This is a genomic window from Kribbella turkmenica, from assembly GCF_004348725.1.
Classification (GTDB): Bacteria; Actinomycetota; Actinomycetes; order Propionibacteriales; family Kribbellaceae; genus Kribbella; species Kribbella turkmenica.
This window is the reverse complement of the sequence record NZ_SMKR01000163.1, coordinates 1-17,048: the sequence shown is the minus strand read 5'-3', so window position 1 is coordinate 17,048 and position 17,048 is coordinate 1. Positions and strand designations below refer to the sequence as shown.

At 69.5% G+C, this 17,048-nt stretch carries 17 protein-coding genes; 11 read left to right on the top strand and 6 right to left on the bottom strand.

Going from position 1 to position 17,048, the window contains the following annotated elements; genetic code table 11:
- Both E1218_RS28805 and E1218_RS28800 read left to right on the top strand, forming a co-directional pair.
- A partial coding sequence (locus E1218_RS28805) for an alkaline phosphatase D family protein (RefSeq protein WP_202866244.1) occupies window positions 1-407 on the top strand: 407 nt, incomplete at its 5' end.
- A 7-nt stretch (window positions 408-414) separates the two neighbouring features.
- The gene (locus E1218_RS28800) at window positions 415-1,662 is read left to right on the top strand and encodes a hypothetical protein (protein WP_132325859.1); all 1,248 of its coding nucleotides are present in this window, start codon (window positions 415-417) and stop codon (window positions 1,660-1,662) included.
- A gap of 1 nt (window position 1,663) precedes the next feature.
- On the opposite strand, the gene E1218_RS28795 is transcribed toward E1218_RS28800, so the two are convergent.
- Both E1218_RS28795 and E1218_RS28790 read right to left on the bottom strand, forming a co-directional pair.
- On the bottom strand, window positions 1,664-2,287 hold the full coding sequence (locus tag E1218_RS28795) for an anti-sigma factor family protein (protein ID WP_132325857.1): 624 nt from the start codon (window positions 2,285-2,287) through the stop codon (window positions 1,664-1,666).
- Entirely contained in the window at window positions 2,284-2,787 is a 504-nt protein-coding gene (locus E1218_RS28790) for a sigma-70 family RNA polymerase sigma factor (RefSeq protein WP_132325855.1), read from the bottom strand. The genes E1218_RS28795 and E1218_RS28790 overlap by 4 nt, the downstream gene beginning before the upstream one ends.
- Before the next feature lie 72 nt (window positions 2,788-2,859).
- Here E1218_RS28790 and E1218_RS28785 point away from each other — a divergent pair, with 72 nt between their 5' ends.
- Entirely contained in the window at window positions 2,860-3,363 is a 504-nt protein-coding gene (locus E1218_RS28785; protein WP_132325853.1) for a COG4315 family predicted lipoprotein, read from the top strand.
- Window positions 3,364-3,366: 3 nt separating this feature from the next.
- Here the strand turns inward: E1218_RS28785 and E1218_RS28780 are convergent, their stop codons facing one another.
- Window positions 3,367-3,909 carry a YbhB/YbcL family Raf kinase inhibitor-like protein gene (locus tag E1218_RS28780; protein ID WP_132325851.1) on the bottom strand — a complete coding sequence of 181 codons (543 nt, stop codon included), beginning with the start codon at window positions 3,907-3,909 and terminating at the stop codon, window positions 3,367-3,369.
- 21 nt (window positions 3,910-3,930) lie between these two features.
- Window positions 3,931-5,232 carry a phosphodiester glycosidase family protein gene (locus tag E1218_RS28775; RefSeq protein WP_132325849.1) on the bottom strand — a complete coding sequence of 434 codons (1,302 nt, stop codon included), beginning with the start codon at window positions 5,230-5,232 and terminating at the stop codon, window positions 3,931-3,933.
- A 180-nt stretch (window positions 5,233-5,412) separates the two neighbouring features.
- Here E1218_RS28775 and E1218_RS28770 point away from each other — a divergent pair, with 180 nt between their 5' ends.
- The gene (locus tag E1218_RS28770) at window positions 5,413-6,354 is read left to right on the top strand and encodes an AEC family transporter (RefSeq protein WP_233712540.1); all 942 of its coding nucleotides are present in this window, start codon (window positions 5,413-5,415) and stop codon (window positions 6,352-6,354) included.
- A 17-nt stretch (window positions 6,355-6,371) separates the two neighbouring features.
- Here the strand turns inward: E1218_RS28770 and E1218_RS37555 are convergent, their stop codons facing one another.
- Together E1218_RS37555 and valS are read right to left on the bottom strand one after the other, a co-directional pair.
- The gene (locus tag E1218_RS37555; protein ID WP_233712539.1) at window positions 6,372-7,448 is read right to left on the bottom strand and encodes a hypothetical protein; all 1,077 of its coding nucleotides are present in this window, start codon (window positions 7,446-7,448) and stop codon (window positions 6,372-6,374) included.
- A 150-nt stretch (window positions 7,449-7,598) separates the two neighbouring features.
- Window positions 7,599-10,142, bottom strand: a complete 2,544-nt coding sequence (gene valS / locus E1218_RS28760) for a valine--tRNA ligase (RefSeq protein ID WP_132325847.1) — start codon at window positions 10,140-10,142, stop codon at window positions 7,599-7,601.
- A 73-nt stretch (window positions 10,143-10,215) separates the two neighbouring features.
- On the opposite strand from valS, the gene E1218_RS28755 reads away from it, so the two are divergent.
- From E1218_RS28755 to mrdA, 7 genes are all read left to right on the top strand, one after another.
- On the top strand, window positions 10,216-11,577 hold the full coding sequence (locus tag E1218_RS28755) for a bifunctional folylpolyglutamate synthase/dihydrofolate synthase (RefSeq protein WP_132325845.1): 1,362 nt from the start codon (window positions 10,216-10,218) through the stop codon (window positions 11,575-11,577).
- Window positions 11,574-11,909 carry a DUF4233 domain-containing protein gene (locus tag E1218_RS28750; protein ID WP_132325843.1) on the top strand — a complete coding sequence of 112 codons (336 nt, stop codon included), beginning with the start codon at window positions 11,574-11,576 and terminating at the stop codon, window positions 11,907-11,909. Before E1218_RS28755 ends, E1218_RS28750 begins: the two co-directional genes overlap by 4 nt.
- A gap of 40 nt (window positions 11,910-11,949) precedes the next feature.
- Window positions 11,950-12,360, top strand: a complete 411-nt coding sequence (gene ndk / locus E1218_RS28745) for a nucleoside-diphosphate kinase (RefSeq protein WP_132325841.1) — start codon at window positions 11,950-11,952, stop codon at window positions 12,358-12,360.
- 160 nt (window positions 12,361-12,520) lie between these two features.
- Window positions 12,521-13,549: a rod shape-determining protein gene (gene mreB, locus E1218_RS28740; protein ID WP_132325839.1), complete on the top strand. Its 1,029-nt coding sequence runs from the start codon at window positions 12,521-12,523 to the stop codon at window positions 13,547-13,549.
- Between the two features lie 10 nt (window positions 13,550-13,559).
- Window positions 13,560-14,519, top strand: coding sequence for a rod shape-determining protein MreC (gene mreC, locus E1218_RS28735; protein ID WP_132325837.1), 960 nt, complete (start codon window positions 13,560-13,562; stop codon window positions 14,517-14,519).
- 1 nt (window position 14,520) lies between these two features.
- Entirely contained in the window at window positions 14,521-15,054 is a 534-nt protein-coding gene (gene mreD, locus E1218_RS28730; RefSeq protein WP_132325835.1) for a rod shape-determining protein MreD, read from the top strand.
- Window positions 15,051-17,048: penicillin-binding protein 2 (mrdA, locus tag E1218_RS28725; RefSeq protein WP_132325833.1), on the top strand; the 1,998-nt coding region annotated here is incomplete at its 3' end. The genes mreD and mrdA, both read left to right, overlap by 4 nt.

Here is a 17,048-nt window from a genome sequence, read left to right as displayed (position 1 = left end):
CTTGGGACGGATATCGCGCCTCCCGGGCACGGATCCAGCAAGGCTGGCGGGATCGTGGGACCCGCAACCCCATCGTGCTCACCGGTGACGTGCACCGCGCCTGGGCGAACGACCTGAAGGCCGACTACAGCAACGCGAACTCGGCCACCATCGGCTGCGAGCTCGTCACCAGTTCGGCCACGTCCAGCGCGGACGGCGACGGCTCGACCACGATTCCTGACGTCGCGACCAACCCGTGGCTGAAGTTCTACAACAACCGGCGCGGATACGTCCGGACGACGCTCAGTCCGACCCAGTTGCGGGCCGACTTCCGGGCGGTCGCCAAGGTCTCGGAGCACGGTGCCGCGGCGTCGACCGTCAAGTCGTTCGTGATCGAAGAAGGCCGGCCCGGCCTCCAGGCGGTGTGAGAACATGATGAGGAGGACCTTGGCGATCGCCGTCGTGGCGGCATCCACCTTCGTGTTCACTGCGCCGGCCGCACAGGCGCACATCGCCACCCCCACCTGGTCGACGGTGAACAGCGTGTCGACGGGGGACCAGGACGCACCGGCGATCGCGACCAACCGCAACGGGTACGTCGCCGTCGTCTGGGAGGACGACCGCGACACCGACGACGCTACCGACAACGTCCACAGCGAGATCTACATCCGCACGTACCGGAACGGTACGGCGCTCTACGAGAAGAAGCTGTCCGCCGCGGGCAGCAGCGGCGTGACGAACTGGCGGCACCTGCACCCGGACGTCGGCCTGGACGACAAGGGCAATGCGGTTGTCGTCTGGCAGGACGACCCGGACGGCAACGGCTACTACAACATTCCGTACCGCGTGCTGAACATTTCCGGCACAGTGACGGCGTCCGGGAACGCCAACAGCAGCGCGACCGGCCAGCAGATCAACCCGCAGGTGGCCGTCGATCCCGACGGTGCGCCGGCCGGCGGTGCGGTCGCGTTCACCGTCGTCTGGGAAGACATCCAGACCGGTACTTCGGCAACCGTGAAAGCGGCCGGATTCACCGGGCCGACCACGCGTGCCTGGCAGGTCACCGGGTCGACGACGAGCGGCCGGCACCACAACCCGGACGTGGCTGTGTCCGCCTCGGGGGACGCGGTCGTGGTGTGGGACGACGACGGTGACGCCAACTCGTCGTACGAGATCGGGCTGATCCGGCTGGGCCGGACGAACGGTGCGGCCACGCTGTCCCGCCGGGTCGCGAACTCCAACTCCGGCGGTCAGCAGACGCACCCGGCGGTGGCAGCCAACTTCAACGGTGACTTCGCGGTCGCGTGGGAGTCCGACCACACCGGTACGGCGGGATCGTGGACGCGGAGCTTCACCGCGACGGGCGCTGCCCGGTTCGCCGACGTCCAGGTCGCCGCCGGCGGCAAGGCGCCGTCGATCGGCATCGACGACGCGTCCCAGACCGTCGTCGGGTGGACGGTGCAGAACCTCGATGTCTGGGTCCGCGGCTTCGGCACCGAGGGCACCGACACCGGCCGGCTGTCCTCCCAGCAGCTCAACTCCGTCCCGGAGAATCGGCAGGAACAGATGGCGGTCGCGGTCTCGCCGTTCGCCCAGGTCGCCGTCGCCTACACCGACGACAACGACAGCAACACCTACGACCAGATCTACCTGGGCCAGGACTTCTCGAACAACAGTTGGTGAATCAGCGGGTCGTCGGGGACACGGTGCTGAGCACGGTGTCCCCGGCGCCGACCACCTCGAGGCGTGCGATGTCGGCGAGCGGGATCGAGGTGCTGGTGGGGACGTCGGCCTGGTAGGTGGTCGTTGTCGCCCACCAGCCGGCCGTCTCGGTGGTGCCGTCGCTCCCGTGCACGACGAGCTTGCAGTGCTGGCCGGGACGTAGGTTGGACATCTGGAGTTGGATGTCGGTGCCCCAAGGATGGCTGGTCAGCGTGGCCGTCGTGTCGACTCCGGCCGGCGCGTCTGTCGCTGTCCAGGTCACCGACGACCGGGGCGCACCGTCGAGTGCCGGCCAGCTCACCAGACCAGTGGTCACGGCGATCACGAGTGCTGCGGCCGCGAGAAGAGCTCGCCGGGGCCGGCGTCGTGCCGGAGGCCGGAGCGGCGGCGCCGGGGCCGGCTCCGGCTCCTCCTGGACGTCCTCGAGGGGAACGGCATGCAGGAGGCCCGGGAGGTGGGCGAACTGGAGGAGGGTCTCGCGGCAGGCGTCGCAGGTGGTGAGGTGCTGTTCGGTCGCGCGGCGATCCTCGACATCCAGTGCGCCCAGAACGTAAGCGCCGATCGCGGTGGTCTCGGGACACGTCATGAGCCCGTCACTCCTCGTTCCTCCAGGGCCGCGCGCAGGGCGTGCAGCGCGTAGTAGCTCCGCGACTTCACCGTGCCGGGAGGAATGCCGAGCACCACGGCCGCCTCGGCGACCGTGCGTCGCCGGTAGAACAGCTCGACGATCACCTGGAGGTGGTCGTGACTGAGCCCGCGCAGTACCTCCGCCACCTGCCAGGCCTGCAGGACCCGGTCGATGTCGTCGCCGGGCGCGGCGAACTCGCGCCCCTCGATCGCCACCTCGGTCACCCGGGCGGCCCGCTTGCGCCGCCCGGAGATGACCAGGTTCCGCGCGACCGTGAACAGCCAGCGGCCGGCGCGGTCCGGGTCGAGCTCGGCCGCGTGCGCCCAGGCGCGTGCCATCGTCTCCTGGACGATGTCCTCGGCGTACTGGTGGTCACCGCCCACCGAGCGCAGGACGTAGCCGAACAGCGGTCGCCGGTACCTGTCGTACAGCGCGCGGATCGCCGTATCGTCATCCACATTCGGGACTACGTGAGAAACCCGTCAAGGGTTCAACTGAACCGGTCACGGCCCGGCCGCGTAGTAGCGGGCATGAAGATCATCACTTTGTTGCTTGGAGCAACAGCGGGGCTCGCGACCCTGACCGCCTGCGGTGGCGGCGGCGCCCAGGAAGCCGCCGGGAACGCACCACCCGCCGCGTCCGGTGCCGTAGCGGTCCAGGACGTCGCAGGTCTCGGAAGGACACTGGTCGACTCGGCCGGCAAGACGCTGTACTTCGCCGACCAGGAAGCCGACGGCAGCATCAAGTGCACCGCGACCTGCCTGTCGTTCTGGATCCCGGTCGAAGGAACCGACAGTACGGCGAAGTCGCTGGACGGACTGGCCGTCGTCGAAAGGTCCGACAACGGCATGAGCCAGCTCACTTTCGAGGGCAAGCCGCTGTACACCTTCAAGCTCGACAACGGGCCCGGTCAGAGCAAGGGCCACAACCTGACCGACGATTTCGACGGCACCACGTTCGTCTGGCACGCGGCCACCACGGCGGCCACGCCGACGCAGGCTCCGTCGAACTCGGAGCCGGACTACGGCTACTGAGCCTCAGCGCGAGTACAGGCCGGTGAGCCGGCCGCGGGCGAGTGTTCGGGAATCGATCGCGTGCAGGGCGTCTTCGAGCACAGCGCCGTCCGGGAGGCCGGTCGCCTCGGACAGGGCGTAGACGGTGAAGCGGTAGTGGTGTGTGCCTCGTGGCGGACAGGGCCCGAAGTAGGAGGTCCTGCCCGCCGAGTTCTTCGCCTGCTTGGCGCCGGCCGGCACCTCGTTCTCAGGCAGCGTGGTGGTGACCGGCTCGAGGTCCAGCAGCACCCAGTGGGTGAAGGTCCCGCGCGGCGCGTCCGGGTCGTCCACGACCAGTGCGACCGCGCCGACCTGCTCGGGCAGGCCCTTCCAGGCCAGTGGCGGCGACACGTCGTCCCCGTCGCAGGTGAACCGCCTGGGGATGTCGCCCCCGTCCACGAACGCTCTGCTGGTCACAGTGATGCTGGGTGCTGGCACGGCAGGCTCCTTCCCGGACTGCGACTGCGTGCCGCCGCATCCGGTCAGCCCGAGGCCGATCGTCAGCATCGGCAGCAGCCGCAGTCGCACTCCTTCAGAGTCGCACGACCGTCATCGCTTGGGAACGAACACGATCGCGTCGCCGACCGCCCGCTCGGCACCGCCGGTTCCGCTCGGGCGGTTGACCAGCGTGCCGTCCTGCAGCGCCATCGCGGTGGACCCGCCGCCGTCCAGGTTGATCGCGTCGTGCAGGCCGAGGGCAGCCGCGACCGCGGCCGTCTCGTCCATCGTGGTCCCGACGCTGGTGGTCTGCCGGCCGTCGATCGTCGCCAGGACGATCCGGCCGTCCCGCGTCGTACCGGCGATCGTCCGCGGGTTGCGGTCGAAGAAGCTGCCGGTCCCGTCCGGTACGACGATCTCGCCGCCCGACGTGAGCTGGTAGCGACCGGTCACGCCGTACAGGCCGTCGCGCAGCGGGACCTTCTTGCCGTGCTGGTCCGCGACCGTGATTTCCTTGGTCAGGCAGCCGTTCGCGGTCGCGGCGAGCAGCGCGACGGTGTCCTTGCCGGTGGCCTGCAGCGAAGTCTGGTCCGTCGCGAGGGCCGCGCCGCGCGTCGTCGACGTCCGGACGACGCAGCCGCGCCGGTCCAGGACGACCTCGATGCCGTTGCCGGCCGGGGTCGCGGCGGCGAACTCCGGGGTGAACAGGACGACGTCGCCGGGCTCGGTGCAGGTGGTCTGGTCGGGCAGCGTGGAGCAGCCGGCCGGGATCACCGGCGGGTGGTTCACGAACTCCAGCGGCAGCTCGGCCCCGGACGTGCGGTTGCGGACCTCACCCGTCCAGCGCAGGTGACCGGTCAGGACTTTGTTGCTATTGGCATCGATCAGCAGGTTCGCCTCGGCCGGGTCGGTCAGCGGCTCGCTCAGCAGCGTGCCGTCGAAGATGCCCAGCCCGACCGGGTCGCCGGGGTACAACCGGCTCGCGGTGAAAGTGAAGAACGATGCGTTCACGCCGGCCACGGCACCGGCGGTGCGGACCAGCTCCGAGGTCTTCTCGACCTTCGCCAGGTCGGGGCCGTACGTCGCCTGCAACCGGCCCTTCGCCGTGCGCGGGTCGATGGTGAGGACGTTGACGACCCACGGGCCACGGGTGGTGGTGTTGATCTGGTCGGGCCGTGCGGGCTCGGTGCCGCGCACGATCTTCGTCAGGGTCACGCCCTTGGCCAGCGCCAGGCTGGTCCGGGTCTCGACCAGGTCCTGGTCGCCGAGCGGCAGCCCTCGGCCGGTGGCGGCCGTCGTCTCGGTTGCGATGCTGTCGGCGTACGCCGTCGGTACGACGCTCAGCGTGGCCACGGTCGCGAGCACGGTAGCTGCGATCACCGCGGCGCGGGGGAGTCGCGCGGAAGTAGTCATGCCGGCCATCCTGTTCGTCGTGGGTGGAATCTTTCGGATCCAGCCGCTGACTCGTCAGCATCTGACAGGTTACGGTTTCGTGCCGGTGCTCGGGAGGCGTCACGGGGGTTCAGTAGCTGAGTGGTCAGCGAAGAGGGGGTGCAGCTTCGTATAGGATCGCGACCGTGTCGACGTCGCTGAGTGCCTGACCCCGCTGTGTCAGCCGTCGTCGGAGCCTTCGTCGCGCTCGTCTCGGTCGCCGTCCTCGGGTACGTCGTCGGACTGCTCGGCGTACTCCGGGCTCAGGACGAACTGGTGCTGTCGCGGCTGGCGTTCTTCGTGGCGACACCGGCGCTGCTGTTCACGACCGTGGCGCGGGCGGATCTGCACTCGATCTTCTCGGCGGTGCTCGTCACCAACGTCGCCGGCCTGTTCGTGGTGCAGGTGATCTTCCTGCTGGTGGCCGCGGTGATCTGGCGCCGGACCCGGTCCGAGGCGACGATCGGGGTCCTGGCGTCGTCGTACGTGAACGCGGGCAATCTCGGGGTGCCGGTCGCGGCGTACGTGCTGGGCGACGGCGCGCTGGTCGCGCCGATCGTGTTGTTCCAGTTGCTGGTCATGGCGCCGATCGCGTTCGCCGTACTCGACGGGGACCGGCAGGGATCCGGGCGCCGGGTGTCGTGGCGGACGGTGCTCACGCGGCCGCTACGGAACCCGTTGACGGTCGCGTCGTTGCTCGGTCTGCTGGTGGCGTCGGTCGACGTGCAACTGCCGTCGCTGCTGATGCGGCCGATCGACCTGCTCGCCGCGGCCGCCGTACCGGTCGGGTTGATCGCCTACGGGTTGAGTCTGAGCGCCGGGACCAAGGGATCCATCACGCTCCGGCGCGACGTCGTGCTGGCCGTCGTTCTCAAGACGATGCTGCAGCCGATCGCGGCGTACGCCGTCGCCCGGTGGCTGCTCGATCTCCACGGCCCGGCCCTGCTCGCAGCAACCCTGCTGGCCGCGCTTCCGACCGCGCAGAACGTCTACGTCTACGCCGTCCACTACCGGGCGAGCCGCACCCTGGCCCGCAGCGCGGTGCTCCTCAGCACCTTGCTGTCCATCCCCCTGATGACCGCGATCACCGGCATCCTGAGCTGAATCAGCTCATCGCTGAGTCACTTCATCACGGTGAAGGCTTCCTCGGCTACGGGGGCTACCTCGTCGACAGTGACGTCGTCGTTGCCGGACTGGGCGATGATGGTGAGCGTGTTCGAGCCGCGGTAGCACTGTGTCGGGAGGTCGCCGGTCTCGACGCAGGTGGACCGGCCGACCTTCTTGATCTGCTCGGGGGTGGCGCCGGAGTCCGCCACGGTCTTGTCGATGTCGACCTTCCCGCGCAGGGCGATCAGCATGTACAGGCGGTCGCCCTCGAGGCTCCCGTACGCCTCGACGGTGACCTGCTTGCCGTCGTTGATCTGGCTGAGGCGCTCGCGGGTCTGGTTCAGCTGCAGCTGGTCACGGATGTCCTGGTCGGTGATCCGGTCGAGGCCGCCCAGCTTCGCCGGCGGGGTGATGCCGCGCTCGGCGTTCAACCGGTTCATCGGGCCCAGCCCCCACACGTACCCGAGCACCGCCAGCACAGCCAGGACGACGACGACCCCGCCGACCGTCAGCCAAGGCCCCCGCTTGATCCCGAACCGCCGCCGCTTCTTCCCCGCCGCGGCGCCACCCGCCGTGGGATCAGCCGCCGCCGCGCCGGCGGACTTCGGGTCAGCCGGCGTCGCGCCAGTCGCCCTCGGGTCAGCGACTGTCGTGTCAGTCGCCTTCCCGTCAGTCGCCTTCCCGTCAGTCGCCTTCCCGTCAGTCGCCTTCCCGTCAGCCTCCGGGGCAGTTGGCTTCGAGTCCACCGCCTTCTGGTCGGCCGCTCCCGAGTCAGTCGCCTGTGCATCAACCGACGTCGCGTCAGCCGAGGTCTGACCCGCCGACGTCTGACCCGCCGCCTTCGCGGCGGCCGGAGTCTCGCCGGGCTTCGCCGCTGCCGGTTCCTCGCCGGGCTTCGCCTCCGCGGCCGGTTTCCCAGCCGATGCCTTCACAGACTCGGCCGCCTTGGCGTCCTCCTCGATCTTCCCGGTCTCCACGGTGTCGTCAGTACTCGTCACACCGTCGCCACCCGCCGTCTCGCCCACGGCCGGTTCGGCGTCCGCCGCCGGCGTGGTGCCGGCAGGCTTGTCAGGCGTGGTGGGGTCGCTCATGCGTGGGCTCCTCGGGACTGTGCGGTCGCGCGGTTCGACCCGATGGTTCCACATCCGGACAAACCGGTTCCGCAGCGTAGTCGTTCACGGTGAAGCGGTAGCGTCCCGCCTCCCACCAGGAGACGAGCGCCGGACCGCTCTGCGAGAGCCTCAGAGGGCGGCGACCACGGTGACCGAGTCGGACTCGTCCGGGCTCCAGACGATCTCACCGGTGATCCTCCCGGCCGCGCGCAGGTCGGGCTCGGCGCGCTCCGCCAGTGCGAGCCGCGCGGCCGGACCGCTGACCTCGACCTTGCTGACCTCGGTCTTCATCGACACCTGGGCCTCCGACTTCGCGCCGCGGATGCCCGCGAGCACCTCGGCGACCGCGTCCAGCACCTCAGGCTCCTGCCCCGCGACCCTGAGATCGACCTCGGGCTCCGGCCAGCGGCTCGTATGGATCGAGCCCTCCTGCCACCACGACCAGACCTCTTCGGTCGCGAACGGCAGGTACGGCGCCAGCAGCCGCAACTGGACCGACAACGCCACCGCCAGCGCGGCCTTGGCCGACGAAGCAGCGGCCTCACCCTGGCCGCCGTACGCGCGCTCCTTGACGAGCTCGAGGTAGTCGTCGCAGAACGTCCAGAAGAACCGCTCGCCGACCTCGAGCGCGCCGGTGTAGTCGTAGCGGTCGAAGGCCGCGGTCGCGTCGGCCACGACCGACCGGAGCCGCTGCAGCATCGCCAGGTCGATCGGCTCGGTGACCGCGGCCGGGTCGACCCTGGACGCCCCGAACCCGAGGACGAACTTCGACGCGTTCAGGACCTTGATCGCCAGCCGCCGGCCGACCTTCATCTGCGACTCGTCGAACGGCGAGTCCAGCCCCGGCCGGGCCATCGCGGCCCGCCACCGGACCGCGTCCGAGCCGAACTTCTCCAGGATCTCGGACGGCACGATCGCGTTGCCCTTGGACTTGGACATCTTCTTGCGGTCCGGGTCGACGACGAAACCGGAGATCATCGACCGCGCCCACGGGAGCGTGCCGTTCTCGAAGTGGGCCCGGACGACGCGGGAGAACAGCCAGGTGCGGATGATCTCGTGGGCGTGCGTGTTCAGGTCCATCGGGAAGGTACGGCGGAACAGGTCGTCGTCCCGCTCCCAGCCGCAGACGATGTGCGGGGTCAGCGACGACGTCGCCCAGGTGTCCATCACGTCGGGGTCGGCCTCGAAGCCACCGGGCTTGCCGCGCTGGGACTCGTCGTACCCGGCCGGGGCCTGGGACGTCGGGTCGATCGGCAGGTCGGTCTCCCGAGGCAGCAACGGGTGGTCGTAGTCGAGCTCGCGGTCCTCGAGCACCGGGTACCAGACCGGGAAGGGGACGCCGAAGTACCGCTGGCGGGAGATCAGCCAGTCGCCGTTCAGCCCCTCGACCCAGTTCAGGTACCGGTGGCGCATGTGCTCGGGGACCCAGGCGAGCTCGTTGCCACGGTCGACGAACTCCTGCTTGAGGTCGGCGTCCCGGCCGCCGTTGGTGATGTACCACTGCCGGGTCGAGACGATCTCCAGCGGCTTGTCGCCGTTCTCGTAGAAGTTCGCCATCCGCTCGGTCGGCTTCGGCTCGCCGTCCAGGTCACCGCTCTCGCGCAGCCTGGCGACCATCAGCTCACGCGCGCTGAACACGGTCTTGCCGGCCAGCTCGCCGTACAGCTCCGAGGAACCCTCGAGCCACTCCGGCGTCTCCCGCAGCAGCCGGCCGTCGCGGCCGATGACCGTGCGGACCGGGAGCTGCAGCTCACGCCACCACTGGACGTCGGTCAGGTCGCCGAAGGTGCAGCACATCGCGATGCCGGCGCCCTTGTCCATCTCGGCCGCCTCGTGCGCCAGGACCGGCAACTCGACGCCGAACAGCGGCGAGCGGACCGTCGTCCCGAACAGGTGCTTGTAGCGGTCGTCGTCCGGATGGGCGATCAGCGCGACGCAGGCCGGGATCAGCTCGGGCCGGGTGGTCTCGATGTAGATCGGCCCGTCGGAGCCGTGGAAAGCGATCCGGTGGTAGGCGCCCGGGTACGGCCGGGCCTCGAGCTCGGCCTGGGCGACTGCGGTCTGGAACGTGACGTCCCACATCGTCGGCGCCTCGGCCAGGTACGCCTCGCCGCGGGCGAAGTTGCGCAGGAACGCCCGCTGCGACGTCCGCCGGGAGTCCTCGGAGATCGTGGTGTAGAGATACGACCAGTCGACGCTCAGGCCGACCCGGCGCCACATCGCCTCGAACGCCTGCTCGTCGATGTGGGTCAGCTCGCCGCACAGGTCGACGAAGTTCTGCCGGCTGATCGGAACCTGCTTCTTCGGGTCCGGCTTGGCCGGCGGGGCGAAGTCCGGGTCGTACGGCAGCGACGGGTCGCACTTGACGCCGTAGTAGTTCTGCACCCGGCGCTCGGTGGGCAGGCCGTTGTCGTCCCAGCCGATCGGGTAGAAGACCTTCTTCCCCCGCATCCGCTGGTAGCGGGCGACCAGGTCGGTGTGGGTGTAGCTGAAGATGTGCCCGACGTGCAGCGCCCCGGAGACGGTCGGCGGCGGCGTGTCGATGGAGTAAACCTCGGCGCGCTCGGCCGCCCGGTCGAACGCGTAGGTCTGCTGCTCCCTCCATACAGCGGCCCACTTCTCCTCGAGGCCTTCGAGGGTGGGCTTGTCTGGAACACGGGACGTCTGGCTCATGCGCACAATCGTAGTGGTTGTCAAGGGGTGCTTCCGACCGGTTATCCACCTGCCCTCCTAGACTGGCAGCCTGATGAGCGACCTCTCCTACGCCGACGTGTCGGCACGGCTGCAGCAGCGCTGGCCGGAGCACAAGATCGAACCCACGCTGGACCGGGTCCGGCGGCTCGTCGAGCTGCTCGGCGATCCGCAGAAGGCGTACCCCGTCGTCCACCTGACCGGGACCAACGGGAAGACGTCCACCGCGCGGATGGTTGACGCCCTGGTTCGCGAGGCCGGGCTGCGGACCGGCCGGTTCACCAGCCCGCACCTGGAGTCGGTCCGCGAGCGGATCACGCTGGACGGCGAGCCGATCAGCGAGCAGCGCTTCGTCGAGGCGTACGCCGAGATCGCGCCGTACCTGGACGTGGTCGACGCCGAGCAGGAGCACCCGCTGTCGTTCTTCGAGGTGATGACCGGGATGGCGTTCGCCGTCTTCGCGGACGCGCCCGTGGACGTCGCGATCATCGAGGTCGGGCTGGGCGGCACCTGGGACTCCACGAACGTCGCCGACGGCACCGTCTCGGTGATCACCCCGGTCGCGGTCGACCACGCGCACATCCTCGGCGCGGATCCGGTCACCATCGCCCGGGACAAGTCCGGCATCATCAAGCCGGGCGGTACGACGGTCATGGCGCAGCAGAGCCTGGACGTCTTCGAGGTACTGCTCCGCAAGGCCGCCGAGGTCGGGTCCCAGGTCGCCCGGGAGGGAATCGAGTTCGGCGTCACCAGCCGCTCGCTCGCGGTCGGCGGCCAGCTGATCTCGCTGAAGGGCCTGGGCGGCGAGTACGACGACGTCTTCCTGCCGCTGCACGGTGAGTACCAGGCGCACAACGCGGCCACCGCGGTCGCGGCTGTCGAGGCGCTCTTCGGTGCCAGCCCGCAGACCGAGGGCCGGGTCACGTCCGAGCTGGTCGAGGCAGCCTTCGCCGAGGCGACCAGCCCCGGCCGGATGGAGGTCGTCCGGAACAGCCCGACGATCATCGTCGACGCCGCGCACAACCCGCACGGCGCCGAGGCGACCGCGGCCACGGTCTCCGAGGCGTTCGCCTTCCAGCCGCTCATCGGCGTCCTCGGCTGCATGAAGGACAAGGACGTGTACGGCCTGCTGGAGGCGTACGAGCCGATCATGGAGACGGTCGTCTGCACCCGGAACAGCTTCGTCGAGCGGTCGATGCCGGCCGAGGAGCTGGGGGAGCTGGCCGCCGAGGTGTTCGGCGAGGACCGGGTGCTGGTCCGGCCGCACCTGGTCGACGCGATCGACGACGCGATCCGGCTGGCGGAGGAGAACGCGGTCGCGCTCGGCACCGGCGGCGTACTGGTCACCGGCTCCGTGATCACCGCCGGTGAGGCCCGCACCCTGCTGGTCCGCAAGCCCAGGAAGGACGAGTCATGAGGTCGCTCGCGTCGATCGTGCTCGGGTTCGAGTCGCTCGTCCTCGCGCTGGTGACGCCGGTGATGATCTCGGTCGCCGACGTGCGGCCCGCGGTGGCGGTGCCGGTGTGCATCGGCCTGGCGGTGCTGGCGCTGCTGGCGACCGGTCTGCTCCGGAACCGGGTCGGGTACGCCCTGGGCTGGGTGGTCCAGGCCGGCGCGGTCGGCCTCGGCTTCGTCGTACCGGTGATGTTCGTGCTCGGCCTGGCGTTCGCGTCGTTCTGGGTGGCGGCCATCGTGCTCGGCCGCCGGATCGAGGAAGCGAAGAAGGCACAGCAGGCGCACACCGGTTAGGCTCAGCGCGCCCGACCTACTTCGAGAGAGAGTCTGACTGATGTCGCAGCGCACCCTGGTCCTGCTGAAGCCCGACACGGTACGCCGTGGCCTGGTCGGGGAGGTGCTCGGCCGGTTCGAGGCCAAGGGGCTCCGGATCGTGGCGATGGACCTGCGCTCGATCGACGCCGACCTGGCCGACCAGCACTACGCCGAGCATGTCGAGCGCGACTTCTACCCGCCGCTGCGCGAGTTCGTCACCAGCGGGCCGCTGGTCGCCCTGGTGCTCGAGGGTGACGAGGCGATCGAGGTGGTCCGCGCGCTGAACGGCGCCACCGACGGCCGCAAGGCGGCTCCCGGCACCATCCGCGGTGACCTGTCGCTGTCGAACCGGGAGAACCTCGTGCACGGGTCCGACTCGCCCGAGTCGGCCGACCGCGAGATCAAGATCTGGTTCCCCGACCTGCCCTGATCCGCCGTCCGGCCGCCCTCCCGGCGCTCTCGGTGGGTGTCCGATCGGATACGATGCGTACGCGGTCGACCTGGTGATCCGGACCCGGGCCCGTGTCGATGCGTCGGCGACCACGGTCGCGCGCTTAGCCTGAGAACCGGATCGAGCGGGAGGCGCCTCGATGGCGAACAGCATGCTCGGCCGCGACATGGCGGTCGACCTCGGTACGGCGAACACCCTCGTCTACGTGCGCGGGCGCGGCGTGGTGCTGAACGAGCCGTCCGTGGTCGCGACCCGGACGGACGAGCCACGCGAGGCGGTCGCGTTCGGGCACGAGGCGAAGAAGATGATCGGCCGGACGCCGGGCAACATCACCGCGATCCGGCCGCTCAAGGACGGCGTGATCGCCGACTTCGACGCCGCCGAGCAGATGCTGCGCTACTTCATCCAGCGGGTGCACCGGCGGCGGTACTTCGCCAAGCCGCGGATCGTGGTCTGCGTGCCGTCCGGGATCACCGCGGTCGAGCAGCGCGCCGTCCGCGACGCCGGGTACATGGCCGGGGCCCGCAAGGTCTACATCATCGAGGAGCCGATGGCCGCGGCGCTCGGCTCCAACCTCGAGGTCCGCGACGCCACCGGCAACATGGTGGTCGACATCGGCGGCGGTACGACGGAGGTCGCGGTCATCTCGTTCGGCGGCATCGTCACCAGCCAGTCGATCCGGGTGGCCGGCGACGCCATCGACAAGGCGGTGGTGAACTACTGCAAGAAGGAGTACTCGCTGCTCCTCGGCGAGGCCACCTCCGAGCAGATCAAGATGACCATCGGGTCGGCGTTCCCGACCACCGACGGCCCGGAGAGCGAGATCCGCGGCCGGGACATGGTCTCCGGCCTGCCGCGGACGGTGAAGGTGTCCTCGGCGAGCATCCGGCAGGCGATCGAGGAGCCGATCACCGCGATCGTCGACGCGGTCAAGGCCACCCTGGACAAGACCCCGCCCGAACTGGCCGGCGACATCGTCGACCGGGGCATCGTGCTGACCGGCGGCGGTGCGCTGCTGAAGGGCATGGACGAGCGGCTGCGGCACGAAACCGGCATCCCGATCCACGTCGCCGAGAACCCGCTGGACGCCGTCGTCCTCGGCGCCGGCAAGTGCGTCGACAACATCGAGACCCTGAACCGCATCCTGGTCACCGACAACCGGCGCTGAGGTTCCACCGATGCTCAAAGACCTCGGCTCCCCGACGGCCAGGAGCGCGTTCCGCTCGGCCGGCGAGGCGCCGCTCCGCTCGGCGGGCAGCCCGGGGACGGTCCGTCGCCGGCGGACCGTGCTCGTGCTGGTGGTCCTGGCCTGCTTCACGTTGATCGTGCTGGACGCCCGTCGCTCGGCCGGTTCGCCGGTCGACCCGGTGCGGGAGGCCGCGGCGAGCGTGTTCGGCCCGCTGGAGTCGACCGCGAGCTCGGCCAAGCAGCCTGTGGACAACCTCCGCGACCGGTTCGCGGAAATGGATAGGTTGAAAGCAGAGAACGAGAAACTCAAGAGAGAGAACGAGAAGCTCCACCAGGACCTGAACACCACCGACTACGCCCGCAACCGGGCCGCCGAGCTGGATCGGCTGCTCAAGCTCGCGCCGGCGTACGCGATGACCCCTGCCCGGGTGATCGGGATCGGCAGCGCGCAGAGCTTCAACCACACGGTCACGATCGACGCCGGTACGGCGGACGGCGTGCGCGCCGACATGACCGTGCTGAACGGCGACGGCCTGGTCGGCCGGGTGGTCCGGGCCACCCAGGCGACCGCGACCGTGCTCCTGATCGGTGACCGCAACTCGACCGTGGGCGGCCGGCTGAACGCCTCGATGGCGCTCGGCTTCGTCAGCGGCCGGGGCGAGGTGGGCGGCACGCTCGACTACAAACTGGTCGACCTCAAGGCCAGGCCGAGGGTCGGGGACAAGATCGTCACCTGGGGTTCGAGCAGCAACGCGCCGTACGTGCCCGGTGTGCCGATCGGCGTGGTCACCTCGGTGACGGCGAACCAGGGAGCTCTCGGGTCCACGGCGACCGTCAAGCCGTACGTCGATCCGACCCGGATCGACACCGTGGGCGTGGTGACCGGACCACCGGCCCGGACACCGCGCACGCAACTGAAACCATCGACCACCGAAGGAAAGGGGAGTTGACATGATTGCCTTGCGCATCGGGTTGGCCGCCCTGTTCCTGATGGTGGCCGTCACCGTGCAGACGTCCGTGCTGTCGAACTTCGCGGTCGCCGGAGTCACCTGTGACCTGGTGCTGATCGTCGTCATCGCGCTGGCGTTGTCACGCGGCCCGGAGTGGGGAGCGATCACCGGCTTCACCGGCGGCTTGCTGCTGGACGTCGTACCGCCGGCGGATCACACGGCCGGCCGGTGGGCGCTCGCGCTGGCGATCGCCGGCTACGTGGCCGGGCTGATCCGGCGGGAGACCTCGGCCGGGCCGGTGGGTCCGCTCGTCGTCGCCGCCACCGTTGTCCTGGGCGCGACGCTGTCCCTGTTCATCTACTCCGCGACCGGATCTCTGCTGCACGATCCGTCGGTCGACTGGGGGGAGTTCGGGGTCCGGCTGGGAATCGCCGCCGGGTACGACGTGGTCGGTGCCATCGTGGTCATCCCGCCGGTGATGTGGGTGATGGGCCGGGTCGTGGCCGCGCGCGAACGGCGCCGGGTGCTGCCATGAGCTTCGACGGCTTCGAGGCACCGCTCAAGGCACGGTTGCGACTGTTCGTCATCGGGGTGCTGGTCTTCTCGTTGTTCTGCACGTTGTTCGCCCGGCTCTGGTACATGCAGGTGATGTCGAACGAGGACTACACCCAGGCCGCGACCGAGCAGCACACGCGGCAGGTGCTGGTGCCGGCGCCGCGCGGCACGATCGTCGACGCGAAGGGCCGCACCCTGGTGGGCAACCGGGTGTCGCTGGTCATCACCGTCGACCGGTCCGTCCTGGCGAAACTCCCGGACAGCCAGCAGAACCTGGTGATGGCCCGCCTGGCGAAGGTGCTCGGCCAGAGGCCGAAGGACCTGAAGGCCCGCACCATGCTGTGCGGTGAGCCGGGTGCCTCGAAACCGCCGGCCTGCTGGAACGGTACGCCGTACCAGCCGATCCCGGTGGCGAAGGACGTCAGCGAGCAGGTCGCGATCGAGGTGATGGAACGGCGCGAGGATTTCCCGGGCGTCGCCGCCGAGTCGCAGGCGCTGCGTGCCTACCCGTCGCCGCACACGGTGAACGCGGCCCACATCCTCGGCTACCTGTCACCGATCACCACCGAGGAGCTCGACGACATCGAGAAGGCAGGCGGGGACTCGGTGCCGCACCGGTCGGACCTGGTCGGCCGCGCCGGCGTCGAGCGTACGTACGACAAGCTCTTGCGGGGCACGCCGGGCGTGAAGGACGTGATCGTCGACGCGGTCGGCTACACCACCGGCATCCAGAAGCAGACCGCGCCGGTGTCCGGAGCGACCCTGGTGACCACGATCGACGCACGCATCCAGGCCTCGGTCGAGGCACAGTTGCGGAACGCGATCCTGACCGCGCGGAAGCAGTACGACAAGATCACCAAGCGCAAGTACGTCGCCGACTCCGGTGCCGCCGTGGTCATGGACACCAAGACCGGCCGGATCGTCGCGATGGCCAGCTATCCGACGTACGACCCGGGCGTCTGGGTCGGCGGGATCACCCAGCGCGAACTGGACGCGCTGTACTCCACGAAGTCGGGCACCCCGCTGGTCTCGCGCGCCCTGCAAGGCCAGCTGGCTCCGGGGTCGACTTTCAAGCCGATCACCACCGCGGCCGCGATGAGTGCCGGGTACAGCACGAAGACCCGGCTGGACTGCTCGTCGTTCTTCGAGGTCGGCAACCGCAGGTTCAAGAACTACGAGTCCGCGTCCTACGGGATGATCGGCTTCGACCAGGCGCTGTCGCTGTCCTGCGACACCTTCTTCTACCGGATCGCGTACGCGCTCTGGCTGAAGGAGGGCGGCAACTCCAGCGACGTGAACACCTGGGACCCGCTGGTCGAGATGGCCAAGAAGTTCGGTCTCGGCCAGCCGACGGGCATCGACCTTCCCGGTGAGGTCAGCGGCCGGATCGCGGATCGCAAGTGGAAGAAGGAGTACTACGACTCCCAGAAGGACTACTACTGCAAGCTCGCGGCGAACCCGCCGGAAGGGACGTCGGCGTTCCTGAAGCAGTTCTCCCGTGAGTTCTGCGTCGACGGTTACCGGTACCGCGCCGGTGACGCGGTCAACTTCGCCATCGGGCAGGGCGACACCACCGTCACCCCGCTGCAACTGGCGATGGTCTACTCGGCGCTCTCCAACGGCGGCACGCTGTATGAGCCGCGCGTGGTCCAGTCGTGGATCGGCGCCAACGGCAAGTCGCACGAGGTCAAGCCGAAGCCGAAGGCGAAGCTGCCGGTCTCGTCGTCGAACCTCCGCTACATTGACCGGGCCTTGATGGAGACGGTCAAGACCGGTACTGCGGCCTGGAAGTTCAACGGGTTCCCGGTCGACCAGGTGCGGGTCCGGGCCAAGACCGGTACGGCGGAGGTCTACGGCAAGCAGACGACCTCGTGGCTGGCGTCGTACACGGATCGCTATGCCGTGGTGATGATGATCAGCCAGGCCGGGACGGGTTCGGGTGCCGGTGGTGAGGCGGTCCGCAAGATCTACGAG